This is a genomic window from Nocardia wallacei (assembly GCF_029868745.1).
Taxonomy (GTDB): Bacteria; Actinomycetota; Actinomycetes; order Mycobacteriales; family Mycobacteriaceae; genus Nocardia; species Nocardia wallacei_B.
Map to the genome: position 1 here is coordinate 19,292 of NZ_JARWOP010000336.1, position 15,556 is coordinate 34,847.

The 15,556-nt window shown below is 68.4% G+C and carries 16 protein-coding genes and 1 other RNA gene; 10 read left to right on the plus strand and 7 right to left on the minus strand.

All coding sequences use genetic code 11. The annotated features are described in order from the left end of the window. Positions 1 to 38: 38 nt before the first annotated feature. From QH470_RS31215 to QH470_RS31235, 5 genes are all read left to right on the plus strand, one after another. Complete coding sequence (locus tag QH470_RS31215) at positions 39 to 479, plus strand: hypothetical protein (protein ID WP_280275963.1); 441 nt, start codon at positions 39 to 41, stop codon at positions 477 to 479. Beyond that, positions 479 to 1,438 carry a prolyl aminopeptidase gene (gene pip, locus QH470_RS31220; protein WP_280275964.1) on the plus strand — a complete coding sequence of 320 codons (960 nt, stop codon included), beginning with the start codon at positions 479 to 481 and terminating at the stop codon, positions 1,436 to 1,438. Before QH470_RS31215 ends, pip begins: the two co-directional genes overlap by 1 nt. Continuing rightward, positions 1,438 to 2,307, plus strand: a complete 870-nt coding sequence (locus QH470_RS31225; RefSeq protein WP_280275965.1) for a CHAD domain-containing protein — start codon at positions 1,438 to 1,440, stop codon at positions 2,305 to 2,307. The genes pip and QH470_RS31225 overlap by 1 nt, the downstream gene beginning before the upstream one ends. A 232-nt stretch (positions 2,308 to 2,539) precedes the next feature. Next, complete coding sequence (locus QH470_RS31230; RefSeq protein WP_280275966.1) at positions 2,540 to 3,379, plus strand: glucose 1-dehydrogenase; 840 nt, start codon at positions 2,540 to 2,542, stop codon at positions 3,377 to 3,379. Positions 3,380 to 3,461: 82 nt separating this feature from the next. Continuing rightward, entirely contained in the window at positions 3,462 to 3,869 is a 408-nt protein-coding gene (locus QH470_RS31235) for a hypothetical protein (RefSeq protein WP_280275967.1), read from the plus strand. A 118-nt stretch (positions 3,870 to 3,987) separates the two neighbouring features. Here QH470_RS31235 and QH470_RS31240 read toward each other — a convergent pair whose 3' ends face one another. From QH470_RS31240 to QH470_RS31250, 3 genes are all read right to left on the minus strand, one after another. Beyond that, positions 3,988 to 5,016 carry a hypothetical protein gene (locus QH470_RS31240; RefSeq protein WP_280275968.1) on the minus strand — a complete coding sequence of 343 codons (1,029 nt, stop codon included), beginning with the start codon at positions 5,014 to 5,016 and terminating at the stop codon, positions 3,988 to 3,990. Positions 5,017 to 5,045: 29 nt separating this feature from the next. After that, entirely contained in the window at positions 5,046 to 5,537 is a 492-nt protein-coding gene (locus QH470_RS31245) for a hypothetical protein (protein WP_280275969.1), read from the minus strand. Positions 5,538 to 5,783: 246 nt separating this feature from the next. Then, on the minus strand, positions 5,784 to 6,092 hold the full coding sequence (locus QH470_RS31250; protein ID WP_280275970.1) for a hypothetical protein: 309 nt from the start codon (positions 6,090 to 6,092) through the stop codon (positions 5,784 to 5,786). A 200-nt stretch (positions 6,093 to 6,292) separates the two neighbouring features. On the opposite strand from QH470_RS31250, the gene QH470_RS31255 reads away from it, so the two are divergent. Next, on the plus strand, positions 6,293 to 7,486 hold the full coding sequence (locus QH470_RS31255) for a helix-turn-helix domain-containing protein (RefSeq protein WP_280275971.1): 1,194 nt from the start codon (positions 6,293 to 6,295) through the stop codon (positions 7,484 to 7,486). Positions 7,487 to 7,555: 69 nt separating this feature from the next. Here the strand turns inward: QH470_RS31255 and QH470_RS31260 are convergent, their stop codons facing one another. Together QH470_RS31260 and QH470_RS31265 are read right to left on the minus strand one after the other, a co-directional pair. Further along, a complete protein-coding gene (locus tag QH470_RS31260) occupies positions 7,556 to 9,004 on the minus strand; it encodes an RNB domain-containing ribonuclease (protein ID WP_280275972.1) in 1,449 nt (482 codons plus the stop codon). Between the two features lie 15 nt (positions 9,005 to 9,019). Continuing rightward, positions 9,020 to 9,352, minus strand: coding sequence for a hypothetical protein (locus QH470_RS31265; RefSeq protein ID WP_187684150.1), 333 nt, complete (start codon positions 9,350 to 9,352; stop codon positions 9,020 to 9,022). 1,098 nt (positions 9,353 to 10,450) lie between these two features. Here QH470_RS31265 and QH470_RS31270 point away from each other — a divergent pair. After that, on the plus strand, positions 10,451 to 11,764 hold the full coding sequence (locus tag QH470_RS31270; protein WP_280275973.1) for a hypothetical protein: 1,314 nt from the start codon (positions 10,451 to 10,453) through the stop codon (positions 11,762 to 11,764). Between the two features lie 4 nt (positions 11,765 to 11,768). Next, positions 11,769 to 12,635, plus strand: a complete 867-nt coding sequence (locus QH470_RS31275; RefSeq protein WP_280275974.1) for a DMT family transporter — start codon at positions 11,769 to 11,771, stop codon at positions 12,633 to 12,635. Here QH470_RS31275 and QH470_RS31280 read toward each other — a convergent pair. Next, positions 12,574 to 13,272 (minus strand): phosphoribosylanthranilate isomerase, encoded by a 699-nt coding sequence (locus QH470_RS31280; RefSeq protein ID WP_280275975.1) that lies wholly within the window; start codon positions 13,270 to 13,272, stop codon positions 12,574 to 12,576. The two genes, QH470_RS31275 and QH470_RS31280, sit on opposite strands and share 62 nt — an antisense overlap. Positions 13,273 to 13,549: 277 nt before the next feature. Beyond that, positions 13,550 to 13,972: RNase P RNA component class A (gene rnpB / locus QH470_RS31285), an RNA gene on the minus strand. Between the two features lie 205 nt (positions 13,973 to 14,177). On the opposite strand from rnpB, the gene QH470_RS31290 reads away from it, so the two are divergent. Then, on the plus strand, positions 14,178 to 15,065 hold the full coding sequence (locus tag QH470_RS31290; RefSeq protein WP_280275976.1) for an alpha/beta hydrolase: 888 nt from the start codon (positions 14,178 to 14,180) through the stop codon (positions 15,063 to 15,065). 11 nt (positions 15,066 to 15,076) lie between these two features. Beyond that, positions 15,077 to 15,547 (plus strand): GNAT family N-acetyltransferase, encoded by a 471-nt coding sequence (locus tag QH470_RS31295; protein ID WP_280275977.1) that lies wholly within the window; start codon positions 15,077 to 15,079, stop codon positions 15,545 to 15,547. The last annotated feature ends 9 nt before the right edge of the window (positions 15,548 to 15,556 follow it).

Genomic DNA, 15,556 nt, shown 5'->3' on the forward strand with positions numbered 1-15,556 from the left:
GGAACGAGCAGAGGGAACTGATGTCGCAGAGCCGTTGGATGACTCGCGGAGCGCTGGGGGTGGCCGGGATGGCCGCCGTCGCACTGATTGCCGGATGCGGAGGCGGGGGTACCACCGGATCGCCCGAGCCCGCCGGGTCGAGCGGGTCCGTCACCTCCACGGCGGCGCGCGCCAGCGGCTCGGCCACGCCGAGTAAGGCACCGGGTCCGGTCGAGGTCCCCGAGCAGGTCGCCAAGCAGCTGTGCAACCGGATCCAGCCACAGCTCTCGGATTGGCGCGTGCAGGGTCCCACGCTGGGCCGGGTGGCGCTGAACATCACCGTGCACGAGTGGGCCGCTCTGAACGGCGGCATCAATATGCAGATCCTCGGCGACAAGTCGGTGGTCGACCGCATCACCTCCGCCACCTGCTCCGACGTTCGCAGCCAGGCGCTACAGGCATTGGAACTGCCCGACCTCGCGGCGGGGATCGCGTTCTGATGCGCACGCTGTACCCGTCGCTGCGGGCGCACCGCGAGGGCCTGCTCGATGTCGGCGACGGACAGCAGTTGTACTGGGAGGAGAGCGGCAACCCCGACGGCAAACCCGTGGTGTTCCTGCACGGCGGCCCCGGCGGCGGCACCGCGCCCTTCCACCGTCAGTTCTTCGACCCGCGCGCCTACCGGATCGTGCTGTTCGACCAGCGCGGCTGCGGCCGATCCGTGCCGCACGTCGCCGACGGCGCGAGCCTGGAGACCAACACCACCTGGCATCTGGTCGCCGACATCGAGAAGCTGCGCACGCATCTGGGCATCGAACGCTGGCAGGTCTTCGGCGGTTCGTGGGGTTCGACGCTGGCGCTGGCCTACGCGCAGACCCATCCCGATCGCGTCACCGAGCTGGTGCTGCGCGGCATTTTCCTGTTGCGGCGCAAGGAGATCGACTGGTACTACAACGGCGCCGCCGGTTACGTCTATCCTGACGAGTGGGAAAAGTTCCTGGCCGCGGTGCCGGAATCCGAACGCCGGGGAGATCTCGTGAGTGCTTATCACCGACTGCTGCACTCCCCCGATCCCGAAGTCTTCGTCCCGGCCGCCGTCGCCTGGTCCAGCTGGGAAGGGGCGACGAGTTCGCTACTGCCGCAACCGGATCGAGTGGCCGAGACCGCGGAGCACCGGTTCGCGCTGGCGTTCGCCCGCATCGAGAATCACTACTTCGTGCACGGCGGTTTCCTCGACGACGGTCAGCTGCTGCGCGATATCGACCGCATCGCCCACATCCCCGGGGTGATCGTGCAGGGCCGCCACGACATCGTGTGCCCGGCCGTGAGCGCCTGGGATCTGCATCGCGCGTGGCCGAATTCGACATTGCACATCGTCGCCGACGCCGGGCACGCCGCCAGCGAGCCGGGCATCACCCACCATCTGGTGGAAGCCACCGACAAGTTCCGGAGTACCTGATGACCACCGCAACCGGCCCCGCGCTCCGCGCCGCTCTCGACGAGGACGTGGACCGGTTGCTGTCCGCCGAACCCGAGGTCCGCGCCGACGCCCACGACTCGGTGCACCAGATGCGCGTCGCGACCCGGCGGCTGCGCAGCGTGCTGCGATCGTATCGGGAAGCGTTCCACCGCAAGCGGATCGATGAGATCCGCGAGGAATTGCGCTGGCTCGCAGGGCTGCTCGGGGTGGCCCGCGATGCCGAGGTGCGCGCGGAACGTTTCGCGGCGCTGGCCGAGGAGCAGTCCGGCGAGCAGCGGCGCGTCTGCCGCCGCCTGGTGACCGTGGAACGTCACCGGTACGCCGAAGCCCATCGTGAGGTGCTGCGCGCCCTCGACGGTGACCGCTACCGGCGGCTGCGCAAACGGCTGAAGGCGTTGCGCCGCGATCCGCCGCTGCGCGGTAAACGGGCCCGCGCCGACGCCACCCGATCGTTCTCCGCCGTGTTGCGCGAGGACTTCCGCCGGGTGCGCCGTATGGTGCGCGCCGAGGAGACGGTCGAGCCCGCCGACCGCGTCGAGCATCTGCACGAGATCCGCAAGGCCGCCAAGCGTTTACGGTATTCCGCGGACGCCGCCGTCCCGGTCCTGAACGGTCCCGCCGAGGAGTTGTCCGCCCGCGCCAAGAAACTCCAGACCGTCCTCGGCGACCACCGCGACGCGATCGAGGCGATGACCACCATCCGCGCCCGCGCCGCCGCGGCCTCCACCCGCGGCGTCGTCACCGCCGACTACGACCGCCTCTACGACGCCGAATCCGACGCCGCCCGCAAGGCCTTGGACCAGTACCCTGCGGCCGCCGAGTTCCTCCGCCACAAATACGGTCGCTGAGCTTCGGGGCCGGCGCCCGCCTACCACGCGTACGCCGATCTGCACGTACATCTCGCTGCCCTACTGCGGCAGTCCGGCTGTGGACACCCCGCCCGGACGCTGCCGCCGAGACGCTGCGAGGTGAGGCCGAGTGTCGGGCGGCGCGTGTTTCACCGCTTGCGTGCCGGGTAGCGCCGCGGTGTAAGGGCAAGTGCGTAGTGGGTGCTTGCCGGACGATGGAGGGAGCGAGCGGATGGGATTCGCCGAGCAGCAGCAGGATGTTCCCGGTGCGCAGTCGGCGATGGAGCCGGTGCCCGACTGCGGCGAGCACAGCTATCGCGGCAGCGGCAAGCTCACCGGCAAGGCGGCGGTGGTGACCGGCGCGGACAGCGGTATCGGGCGCGCGGTGGCCATCGCCTTCGCCCGCGAGGGCGCCGACGTCCTGATCTCGTATCTGAACGAGCACGACGACGCCAAGGAGGTCGCCGAGCTGGTGCGGGAGGCGGGTCGCACCGCCGTGCCGATGGCCGGTGACGTCTCCGACCCCGCGCACTGCCAGGCGCTGATCGACACCGCGGTCGCCGAGTTCGGCAAGATCGACGTGCTGGTCAGCAATGCCGCCTACCAGATGACGCACGAGACCATAGAGGAGATCACCACCGAGGAGTTCGACTACACCTACCGGGTGAACGTCGGCGCCTACTTCGCTCTGGTGCGGGCCGCGCTGCCGCACATGCCGCCGGGTTCGGCGGTCATCGGCAGTTCCTCGGTCAACTCCGATATGCCCTCGCCGACGCTGGCGCCCTACGCCGCCACCAAGGCGGCCATCGCGAATCTGTCCGCCAGCCTGGCACAGTTGCTGGGGCCCAAGGGAATTCGGGTAAACAGCGTGGCGCCGGGACCGATCTGGACGCCGCTGATCCCGTCGACCATGCCGCCGGAGAAGGTGGCGAAATTCGGCGACGACACCCCGCTGGGCCGGGCCGGGCAGCCCGCCGAACTCGCGCCCGCGTACGTGCTGCTCGCGAGCGACGAGGGCAGCTACATCTCCGGCGCTCGCCTCGCCGTCACCGGAGGACGGCCCATTCTGTGAATCACCCGGCGGACCGATCGTCCGCCCGATCCGGGGTACCCCGACACCGGGACCGCCGAGACCGAACACGGAGGTGGTAGTCATGACCGATCCGCAAGACACCTGGGACCCGCCGCAGGACACCGGCGCACCCGACTCGGTGGAAACCGATCCCGGTGCGCTGAACAGCGCCGAGGATCTCGACGAAGACCGTCTGCAGTCAGACCCGCTGGAAGCGGGCATGGATCCCCCCGAACGCTGGTCCGAGGCCGACCGCTACGGCACGACGCCCTGGGAGGAAGCCCACGACCGCCCACTGCGCGACCGGCTGGCCGAGGAACAGCCCGAGACCGAGCCGTCGCCCCCGGAGGACACGCAACCGGCCGAGGTGGACGCCGTCGACATTCCCGAAGGTTCGCCGGACAGCTACGACGAGGAACTGGGCACCTCCTCCGACGTCGCCGGGGGCTCGGTGGCCCAGGGCATGCGTACCCCCGAACCCCCGGACTGAACGGGGCTCGTCGGTGGTCCGGCCCGCGCGGCTGCGCGATAACAATTGTCGCGGCGGGCCAGAGCCCAAGTGCGGCAACGGCTCTCGGCGTGCCGTCTTGGAGCCGGGAACGCGGCGCTTAGTCGCGGGTACGTTCTCGTCCATCGCGCTCTCGTCCCCGCTCTTCCCTGTGGCCGCGAGTGTGACCTGCATGTGGCGGCTCTCGGTGCGGTGATTCGATTCCGGCTGTGGGCCGACTGACCTGCATTATGTCGGCTACCTCACGGACCATATCGCCGGGTTGTCTGTTGGCCGCCGCTTCGCGTGCCCGCTGCGCGTGCTCCGCGAGCCGGTCCGCTGCTTCACGCTGTTTTTGCCGCGTCTTCTCATCGGCGTCGTCACGTTCCCTCTGCTTCAACTTCTCGGCTGCGGCGGCTTCCTCCCGCGCCCGTGCCGAATTGCCCTCGTTCGGCTCCCGATCCCGAGACAACAATGCGCGATACTTATCCGCGAACTCGCGCGCCACTCGGTCAGCCGCTTCCCTTTGAACTCGTGCGCGCTCCTCCCGGACTTTTCGCTCACGCTCCGCTCTTTCCCGTTCTTCTTTCGCTGTAGCTTCCCTCTGGCGTACGATCTCCCGAATATTCGCGAGCCGTTTCCGGGCGCGGTCCGCGCGGTCCAGCTCATACGCTCGCACCAGTTCGAGCTGCTTCGCTGCCAGGGATTGACCGAGCTTCATCGCGCGGAGCGCGTCATCTCGTGAAATAACTTCGTGTTGGAATCGCCCGCGAAAGTCCCGAGCCATGCTCAGGATCTCTTGCTGAACCGTCCGGGGTACTTTCTCCCCCTCAACCGTTTCCCAATTGCTTTGAGTAAGCTGTCCGATTTCGAGCGCCGAGCGCTCCTTCCCCAGCTGTCTATGGGTCTCGCGTTCGTTAAGCCGTCCTGACTTGCGCTCAACAGAGCGCGTGCCCTTACCCTCCGTCTTCGCATTATCCAGCACACGCGAACCTTTAGGGGTTTCTATCTTGAATTGGCGGACCCAGCCCCGTTCTGCGGTTTCGCCGCGTTCGTGCGCCCTGCCCAGCTCGAAGTACAGGCCCTTCTCGTAGTTGGAGAGATTTCGCCGGAAGCTGTCGTACTCGTCATCGGGCACTGCGGTACCCACCCCCGTTATCCTGTGGAAGGACCTTCCGTCTATCCCTTGCGGGTCTTCTGTATATCTCGGAGCGCTGCAGTGATCACGTAATCCGCCATCTCTGCATCGTGGCGGAACAAATAATCCGTCATCGAGAGGACGTTCATGACTTCTTCGCCGTCGCCGTGCTGGACCGCAGGGCTGAAGTCCGTATACAAGGGTGCACTAGTCCACTGGGGCCGGTTGGTCCATGTCATTCCAACGCGACGTATGAAGCATTCGCCATAGAATCTGATGAACTGATCCGCCGCGTCCCGGTTCTCATCGGCGCGCAATCCGTGGCTGTCGCCGAAATACTCTTTCGACGCTTCGAGTATCGGCACCGTCAGCGGAGCATTCCACCACGATTCAGCATAGTCTGCGACGCCAGGAACCGTTTCGGCAAGGAACTTCCGGATCTGCGATTCCATACGATCGGGTGCAACCCAGCCCAGAAACGCCTGTGTCGCGTCATCGAATTCGATATCGAATCCCATTTGTTCGTCGCTCATTGCTTCCCCTCGCGTCGGCTGTACCGGTGTGCGGAGCCTATCGGGTGCGGCCTGAGTCGGGCTTGATCCGTCCGGCTTCGACCAGAGTCCGGAACGCGGCACGCTTGCGGGGGCAATCGTCCACGCGGCACTCCACATGCATCTGCATGATCGTGTGGGCGTGGTCAGGTGTCAGTGGACCCACCGGTGCGTCGTGTGTCCACCAGAGCGCGGACAGTTCCCGCCTGGACGCCGCGGGGTCGTTTGTCATGCGAACACCCCTTCACGGATCGGCGTCCAGCGAGCGAAACTCATTCGCGGAGAGATAGTTTCGATCTCCGCGACGTACAGAATCCCATTCACCTCGAGCGGGCTCAGGTGCTGCGATGACGGCGTGATCACCACGTCCACGTCAGCGGCACGCACCTGGTCGGCGAGTGGGATGAGCGATGGCTCGGGCCAGATGACCAGGTATCCGAGTTGCCGCGCCAAGCGCTGCACCTGGGCGCGGTCCCACATCGGCGCATCGGACACCTCCGTATCGATCCAACCCAGCGCGGTAGGTCGGAATCTCATAATCGGCACTTCCCTCCCGTTGTCAGCGTCAGAGGCATCACAGGGCGAGTCGGACGGGGTGGTTGCCTGGCTACCACCCCCTCTGTGAAGCCGAAACTGACGCTAGAACCGTCGCGAAGCACTGAGTGACAGTGCGGTGACAGGTATCGGGGGAATGGAGTCGTCGGTACGCTCGAGGTCAGAGCGTGTTTCCTCCCGACGTGCTGGAGTGGATGACAGTGACGACAACCGGTGAGCGGATAGCGGCCGAGCGCAAGCTCGCCGGCCTGAAACAGGTACAGCTCGCGCAGCGGACGAACTACAGCCTGTCCATGGTCCGTGCGGTTGAGCAAGGGCGGGAGCCTGCCTCCCCTGCGTTCATCGCCGCGGCGGCGAAGGCGCTGCATGTCGAGCCCGAGTACCTGACGCAGACGCCTTTCTATGACGTCCTGGAGCAGGACGGCCCGCTGGAGGGTATTGCGGAACTGCGGTCAATTCTGGCAGAAGGCACGTATGTTCGCCCGGTCGAACCGTCTCCCGTTGCTGAACTGGCCACGGAGATGCAGGGCATAGACGCGGCTTATCGCAACGACAAGGGCCGAATCGCACTTCAACGTATCCCTGCACTTATCCGGCAGCTGTACGGCGCGTTACACGCCGCACAAACCGACTCGGAACGCGGCCGGGTGTTCACGCTGCTCTCAGCGGCGTACGTCACGACTGAGAGACTGTGCCGCCGGTTCGGATTTACCGCGCTGGCGCCTGTGGTTCTGGATCGGCTCGAATGGGCCGCTGAAGGCTCCGATGATTCGCTGTACGTCGCTCAAGCCAGGGTGAAGCGGGCACGAGTCTTGATGTACCACAACGCGAATGACGTTGGTATGCGGCTTGTAGAGGATGGGCTGGACCTGATCGAGGGGGACACCGAGCGAGCGAACGCAGTGCGTGGCTACGCGCATCTGTGCGGCGCGATTGTCGCCGCTCGTGGCTTCGCGGCTGACACGGCCGCTGAACACATAGAGAGCGCGCGTCAGCTGGCGCATGGCTTCGACCGCGAATCCGACTTGTACGGGACGCTTTTCGGACCTGCGAACGTCGGCATCCACTCTGTAGCGGTGGCGCTGGAATCCGGAAATCCCGACAAGGCCGCCCGTGAAGGGTCAGCGCTCGCTTTGCCCGAGGAGATCGCACCGCCACGGGCCGGTCACCATTGGCAAGACGTGGCCCGAGCCTGGTTGCTGATCGGGCAACCGGACAAGGCACTCCACTCGCTGAACCTGGCGCGGCGGATAGCTCCGCAGCAGACTCGCTTGCATCCGTCGGTGCGGGAAACGTTGCACGGGATCGCGTCGGCTCAGCGACGGCAGTCGGAGACTCTGGTCAGCTTCGCATCGTGGGCTGGTGTAGCTCTGTAGGAACAGCTGCTGTCGAGTTCTGGTCCGTCCCCCGGGGTTCCGCTCGGCAAGGCCGCAGGATCCGGGCCGTCAGCCCTCCGGGAAGGCGAAAGTGACTGTGCGGGTGGTGGGGTCGGCTGTGATCAGCCGGACTCGGACGTGCCGGCCTTCCGGGGGCGCGCCGAGGCATTTGGCGAGTACCGGTGGTTGGGCGACGAAGATTTCCGAGGCCCGGGAACCGTTGGCTTCTCTGACGACGACGGCGTCGAACTCCGTGCCGACGCGTTCGGCAAGAATCGTGGATTCGGTGAGGTCCAGGCACGCCCGTTCGAGCTTGCCGGCCAGGGCGTCGCTGCGGCGCATGGAGTCTGCGACGGCGGTCAGGCCCTCGCTCGCCCAGCGCGGGACCGGCGTTCCCGCGCTGCGGGCCAGGCAGATCTCCGCGACGTAGCGGTCGCCCAGCCGCCGCAGCGGTGCCGTCGCGTGGGCATAGGGTGCGCCGATTCCGCTGTGCTGCACCACATCCGGGACCTCACCGGCGAGCACCGTGTAGGACGCGCCGCGCAGCAGGCCGGTCGCCTCCGACATCAGCACGAGCGCGGCGGGCGACTCGGCCTCCAGTGTGGCGAGCAGACGGCCCACGGGCGCGTCGTCGGGCCAGTCCAGCCCGAGGGCGGTGGCGGTGCGGCGTAGCGAGTCGATCGCGGCGCGCGGCGGGGCGGGCATGGTGCGTAGCAGGCCGAGTGGCTCGGCGTCGCCGCCGCCGAGCATGATGCGCGCCGCGCACATGCCGGTGAGCAGCGAGATCTGCTCGTTCCAGTCGTCGGCCGCGGTGCGGGGTTCCACGATGAGCTGCCAGCGCGCGGCGTCGTCGGGCGCGTGGTCGTGGCCGTCGCGCACCACGGTCTGCGCGGGCAGTCGCAGGCCGATCGCGCCGCGGCCGAGACCGGCCTCGATGCGCAACCGTCCGAATTCCGGCAACGCGGCGATCGAGGGATGCGGACGTCCGGCGTCGGCGTCGGCCTGCACGCCCGCGTAGTCCAGCCGGGCGCGGGAGCGCACCAGCGCGCGCCGCACCGAAACCCGTTGCGGCTCAGCCAGTTCGTCGCATTCGATGGTCCACAGCACGGCGGGCCGGTTCTGGTCCGGAAGCAGGCTCGCCGAGCCTTCCGACAGCACCTCGGGGTGCAGCGGCACCGTGCCGTCGGGCAGATAAAAGGTCTGACCCCGGGACAGCGATTCCCGGGCGAGCGCCCCGTCGGGGGCGATGACCGCGCCCACGTCGGCGATCGCGTACTGCAGCAGGAAACCGGTGGGGGTGCGTCCGAGATACAGCGCCTGGTCCAGATCCAGCGCGCCGGGCGGGTCGATGGTCACCAGCGGGATGTCGGTGCGATCGGCCCGGATGCCCGCGAACGCGTCGACCGCGCCGCGGGCCTCCGAGACGGCCTCGGACGGATAATCCGAGGCCAGCCCGAATTCGGTTCGGACGGCGCCGAAATCGACCGGCGCCGACACGATCCTGGGATGGAGCTCCACGCGGAGGCGCTGAAACTACTGCAGCGCCAGCATGGTGCCGTTCAACTGATCGAACGGCCCGTACACCGTGAACACGACCCGGCCGTCCGGGTACTGCGACGACAGCCCCGACGCGGCGTCGAGCGCCTTCCCGAAGGAGGACGCCGACGGATGCGGCAGACCGGAGATCGCCTGGCCGATGTGCGACTGGTGCACCCACTGGGTGTCCCCGTGATTGAGGTCGACCTGCACCCCGCCCGGCAGCGGAGTCACCGCGACCGCATTCGCGGACCCGGCCCCCAGCACACCGATAACCGAAGCAGCACCGGCGATCATCGCACCGGCAACCAGCTTGCGAACTACGCGCATAGAGATAGAACCTGCTTTCCGACGTTCGTTGACACCCACAGCGCCATTGCCACCCCCAGCAACGGAACTTTCCAACGCGCAACACTTTATGACGCCGATCACCTATACGGCCAGTTAAAGACCGATAGTCACGTCGAACACGCCGACCGGGACCCGGTTCTCCCCCTACATGGCCGGTTTCCGCGATGACGGCCCGGCGCGTCGGGCGTGGCGAGGACCTGCGGGCATGGGGTACCTGCGGTCACACGAATCCGAATGGGCAGGTACCGGACGGTTGACTTTCGCTACGCGGTGACATCCGACCGCACCACATCAGCCACATGCTCCCCAGCAGTCGCAGCTCGGGAAGCTGTAATTCCGCACCGATAGCAAGAGCGCTTTGCTATCGAAAGCGCCACTAATGTGAGTTTCCGGACAGAAAAGACAGGTGCCGCCGATTCTCGCCCATCACGGGTCAGCGACCGATTTCCGCTGGTAGTGCGCCGGGTCGCGGTCGCTGTTACTGTGGCCCGAGCGCGTGAGGGACGTCCGTTCCCTCAGTTGTGCGCGCAATTGTCCCCATCGTCGAGAAACAAGGGAGTTCCGCACCGTATGTCGTCCATCGTCTACGACTACCTGTTGCCGCTGCTCGGGCCCGAGCAGGCCGCCTACTGGGCACAGATCCTGGTGATCAGCCCGGCGGGCTGAGGACGTCCCAGCTTCGGCCGGACGATCGCGCCGGCCGCGCGGCGGTACCCGAAAACGGGTGCCGCCGTTGCTGTTTTCGGCTCCCGACAGCATTGCAATTCGAGCGCGGACCGGTCCAATTCCTATTACATGCCGAACACCCCTGCCCCACATCGCGATACCCGGACTGCCGGGAATTTCGCCGGGTGCCGACCCTTTCGACGGCGGATCCCGTTCGCGCCCTGCCGAATCGACCGGACCTTTACCGGACAGCAGACCGCTCCGTCCGTGATATGTAAACGAAACACGCAGCGGCGCCATGTGATTCGGGGTTCTCCAGTCCGCTCCACTTGTCGGACCACCCGAGTAGCGTGGCAATTACCAGCGCCCCATCGCGAGTTTGCGGGGCCGTGTTCCAAAGGCGGAAGGGCCGTGTCGAACATTGACGAACGCATCCGGATGGCGGTGGAATGGCTGCGCGGCAGCCAGCTCCCACATCCCAGCGGCGGCGCAGGCTGGGGCTGGATTCCCGACGTACCGCCCAACCCGCAGAACACCGCCGAGGTGGTCTGCGTACTGCACCGCGCCGGATGCGAGATCCCGCGTGCCGCAAAGGTTGCCGCCCTGGTCCGGGCGACCGTGGTGGAGCGCCCGATCGGCGACGAATGGTACTTCCGCACCCCGATAGACGTGGCGTGGCGCATCCGCGCCCTGCGCTGCCTGGAGGTCGAGGAGACCGATCCGGGCCTACTCGGCGCCCTGCGATCGCTGCTGGATCAACAGGATTCGGAAACCGGCGGCTGGCGCATGTCCGGTTTCCTCGGCCCGGTCTCGGTCACCGCGACGGCCGCCGCGGTACAGGCCCTGATCGGCGGCGGCTCCTTCGACGGCGAACGGCACCAGGCGATTTCGCGCGGAATCGCGTTCCTGGTGTCGTCGGTGTTCCAGGAACCGCGGACGCTGCCGATGTACGCGGCCGCACACATCGCGACCGTGCTGTCCCGCCCGGAGATCGTCGAGATCGGTGACAAGCGTGCCGAACGAGCCTGCACGCTGGCGGTCAAGCGGCTGCTGACGGGCCTGCGCCGCAACGAATGCGAGATCGACACCGAGATCTTCCGCCGCGACGATCTGGTCGACACCTGGCGTCACCTCACCCTGCACCTGGCCGTCGCGGCCGTGGTGTCCGCCGACAGCCGCACCATCTTCGATCCCGCCGTGCGCGCCGGAATCGTCGAACTGCTGGAGATGCAGGAGGTGGACGCGCTGGCCATCTACCGCGGCGGCTTCCGCATCTCCACCGAGGGGCCGGTCACCTCCTACGCCACCACCCAGGCACTGGAGGCGCTGTTGCAGGTGCGCCCGGCGATCAACGAACGGGTCAACCCGGCGAAGGTGTACGACGAGATCTGCCGCGCCGACGGCGCCCACCACACCGACCCGCAGGCCGTGGCGACGGTGCGCGGCCGCCGCATGCTCATGAATTCCACTGCGGGCGTGGCACTGCTGCTGCTCGGGGCCGCCGCCGGGGGCACCGTGTTCGCGCTGGCCGTCGGCTTCGATCAGGCGCTCGGCAAGGTCGGCAGCCGGGCGCTGGTGGTGTGGGGCACGCTGCTGATCGCGTCCGGGACCTACTGCGGGCTCGCCACCCGATTTCCGCGGCTGCCGAAACGGCGGGTGGCCGGCGCGGTGTTCGCCGCGTTCACCGCACTGGTGCTGCCGGTGATCAGCTTCCTACTCGCGTAGTCACGTGCGCGCCCCGCTGGTCCCGCTCGCCCTCATGGTGGCGGTGACCTGTCTGTGGGGTACCTCCAGCGCCTTGCTCGCCGTGCTGGCGGCCCCGGCCACCGCGGGGGTGGTGGCGCTCGGCGGCGCGGTGACGCTGCTGCTGCTCGCGTGGTCGCGCGGGGAGCGGCCGTGGGAGACGCTGCGGGCGCAGCCGACGCTCTACGTGCGCCTGGGCGCGCTGGAGACGGCGAATCTGGCGTTGTACGTGGCGGCGTTGCGGATCGGACCGCTGCCCGTCGTGGTGGCGCTGCATCTCACGGCCCCGGTGCTGATCATCACCACCGCGCTGGTGCGCGGGCGACGCGCGCCGACCGTGCCCGTGCTGCTCGAACTGATGCTGGTCGCGGTGGCGATATGGCTGGTTACCGGCAGCCGGCCGGAGGCGGCGGCGGACGGGACCGCGGTGGCCGGGTGCCTGCTGGCGCTCGGCAGCGCGGCCTGCGTCGCCGCTCTGGTGAGTCTCATCGCGCGGGAGGCGGGGCCCGGCAACACGATCACCCCGGCCGGTCTGCAACTGCTGCTGGCGGGTGTCGCGAGCAGTCCGCTATTGGCCGTCGAACCGCCGAGCGCGCGGACCGCCGCCGCGCTGGCCGCCGTGGGCGCGCTGCTGCTGGGGCCCGGCTTCGCGCTCTACTGGCAGGCGCTGCGCTGGCTGGACGCGGCCACGGCCAGCATCGTCGGGCTCAACGAGGCGGTGGTGGCGGCGCTGGTGGGTGCGCTGTGCACCGACACCCGGCTGACCACGGCGACCGCCGGCGCGGGCGTGCTCATATTGCTGGCTGTCGGGCTGGAACAGCGGTCGGTCTCGCGGCGTCGTGTGCCGCCCTGACGAATTCGGCGCAGGCGACCGGATCCTTGTCACCGCCACGCCCGTCGACACCGGAGTTGACATCGACCCAGGACGGGCGCACCGCCTCGATCGCCCCCGCGACATTGCGCGGATTCAGCCCGCCGGCCAGCATCACCGGGAAATCCTCCCCGGCGAGTTTGTCCACGATGCGGGCGCTGATCGACCAGTCGTGAGTGCGGCCCGTCCCGCCGAGCCGGTGCGCCGAGCGCGAATCCAGCACCACGCCATCGCAATCCGGCGCCGCCTCCACCGCGGCGTCGATCGCCTCCGGCCCGGTGACGTGCACCGCCCGGATCACCCGGCGACCGGCGGCCCCGGCCCGCACCGCGCGCACGGTGTCGAGGGTGATCAGGCCGTGCAACTGGATGCAGTCGACCCCGATGTGGTCGGCCAGCCGCAGCACCGCGCCGGCGTCGGTGAGATGGGTGACGAGCACCCGCTCCACCGTGGGCGGCACCAGCCGCGACAAGCCGCGGGCCTGCTCCGCGGAGAGCACGTCCTCACTGAAATGCGTTGTGCCCGAGATGAAACCGGCCGCATCCGCATCGGCCGCCAGCACGGCCCGGAGATCGGATTCGCTCCGGATGCCGCAGATCTTCGCTCGGACGTTGATCATCCGGCACACGATACTGCCTAGTCTGTGCCGCATCCGGCGGGCTAACGCCGGAGAAGGATCGCTAACTGTTACCGGCGCCGGGCTCCGGACCGGCCGGAACGGCCGTCGTCAGCCGACACCGAAGCCGCCCGAGTCCCGGACGGCCGCGTCGACGTTGATGCATACCCCCTCAGTATGAATACCCCCAACATCGGGAAGGTATCACGCCCCGACCACACCCCGACAGAGCCTTTCTCCCCCACCCCGATAGCCTGCCCGTCGCTACAGCCCGAAAGTGGGGACGAGTCGGTCTGTAAGCCGGATCCTGTCCCAGCTGACGCTGGGGGCGACCATCCATCTGGGTGCACCGTCGCCGGGCACCTCGAGCGGTCCACCCGCAGGCTCGGGCGAGCAGCCCTCGAGCGCCTGCGCAACCGCACTCCGGGGAGTGCGGCCTTCGACCTTGCTCCGGGCGGGGTTTACCGAGCCGCCCCGGTCACCCGGGGCGCTGGTGCGCTCTTACCGCACCGTTTCACCCTTACCGGCGCTCCGCCTTCGGAAAGGCTCGGCGCCGGCGGTCTGCTTTCTGTGGCACTGTCCCGCGGGTCACCCCGGGTTGCCGTTAACAACCGCCCTGCTCTGTGGAGTCCGGACTTTCCTCGGCGACAGGCGGCGGCACAACCGTGCCCGTTCCTGTCGACGCGGCCGCCCGACCGACTCGTCCGTCGCTCATTGTGCCGTCCCGCCCCGCGCGGCCGCACGCGGACCCCTGATCACCGGCTATCGCCGCTGCTCAACGGGATCGGCGGCGGTACCGGCACCGCGACACCCGGAAACCTCGGCGCGTCGCACGGCCCGCCGGACCGGCGAACCGGACAGGGATCCAGGTCAGCGCTCGATCTCGCAACGAGTTACGGTATTTCGCCATGGAGCGTGTCGAGGTGGGGTTCCCGTCGGGAAGCGAACAGTGTGCAGCGTGGCTCTATCGCCCTGACGGTCCGCCGAAGCCGCGGCCGCTGGTGATCATGGCACACGGTCTCGGCGCCGATCGGGAAATGGGCCTGGACCGATACGCGCGCCGCTTCGCCACCGCCGGAATGGGCGTGCTGGTGTTCGACTACCGCCACTTCGGCGCCAGCGGCGGCACCCCGCGGCAGATGATCCACATCGGCCGCCAGCGCGAGGACTGGCGGGCCGCCATCGCCTTCGCCCGCACCCTGCGCGGTTTCGACGCGACCCGAATCGCGCTGTGGGGCACCTCGTTCGGCGGCGGGCACGTGCTGTCCATCGCGCACGAGGACGACTATCTGGCCGCCGTGGTCGCGCAGTGCCCGTTCACCAGCGGCTGGGCGGCCGCGCGGGCGAAGGGGCCGATCAGCCTGTTCAAGACCGGCACCGTGGCCACCACCGACGTGCTGGTGGGATCGCTCCGGCGCAAGCCCGTCGGGGTGCGGCTGGCGGGGCGCAAGCGGTCCGCCGCGCTCATGAGCGCCTCCGACGTGCCCGAGGGTTTCGGGCGGCTGGCCGAGGAGAGCGAGCAGTACCAGCCGAAGGTCGCCGCGCGTATCGGGCTGTCGGCGCTGTTCGACTCGCCCTGGCGGCGCACCAAGGGCATCAAGGTGCCGGTGCTGTACGCCGTCTGCGACAACGACTCGGTCGCGCCGGTCGGGCCGACGCTGAAGGCCGCCGAGCGCACCAAGCACGCGGTCGTGAAGCGTTATCCCATCGGCCATTTCGACATCTACTTCGACGACTGGTTCGAGAAGGCCGTCTACGACCAGGCCGATTTCCTGGTCTCGGTGCTACGGCCCTGACGGGCCGCGGCATGATCGTGCGGCAGGTCGGCGCCGAGGAGTGGCAGGTGGCCCGGATCGCGCGGCTCGACGCGCTGGCCGGGTCCGCTCCGGGCACCTTCTCGCTGTCCTACGGCGAGGCGGCGGAGTGGGACGAGCAGCAGTGGCGGCGGTGGCTGGCCGACCGGACGTTCTTCGTCGCCGAATCGGGGACCGAGGTGCTCGGGTGCGTGGGCGGCCTGTCGGAATTCGGCACGCCGACACTGGTTTCGATGTTCGTCGCGGCGCGCGCCCGCGGCACCGGGACGTCGGACCGGTTGGTCGAGGCCGTGGTGGACTGGGCGCGGGCGGCCGGGCACACCCGGCTGCACCTGTGGGTAGCGCACGGCAACAGCCACGCCGAGAAGCTCTATCTGCGGCATGGTTTCGCGCCCTCGGGACGGCGGCGGCCGGGCTCGCTGGAGCAGCCGCGGATCGACTACGAGATGGTCCGGACGCTGTGAGCTCGAGGC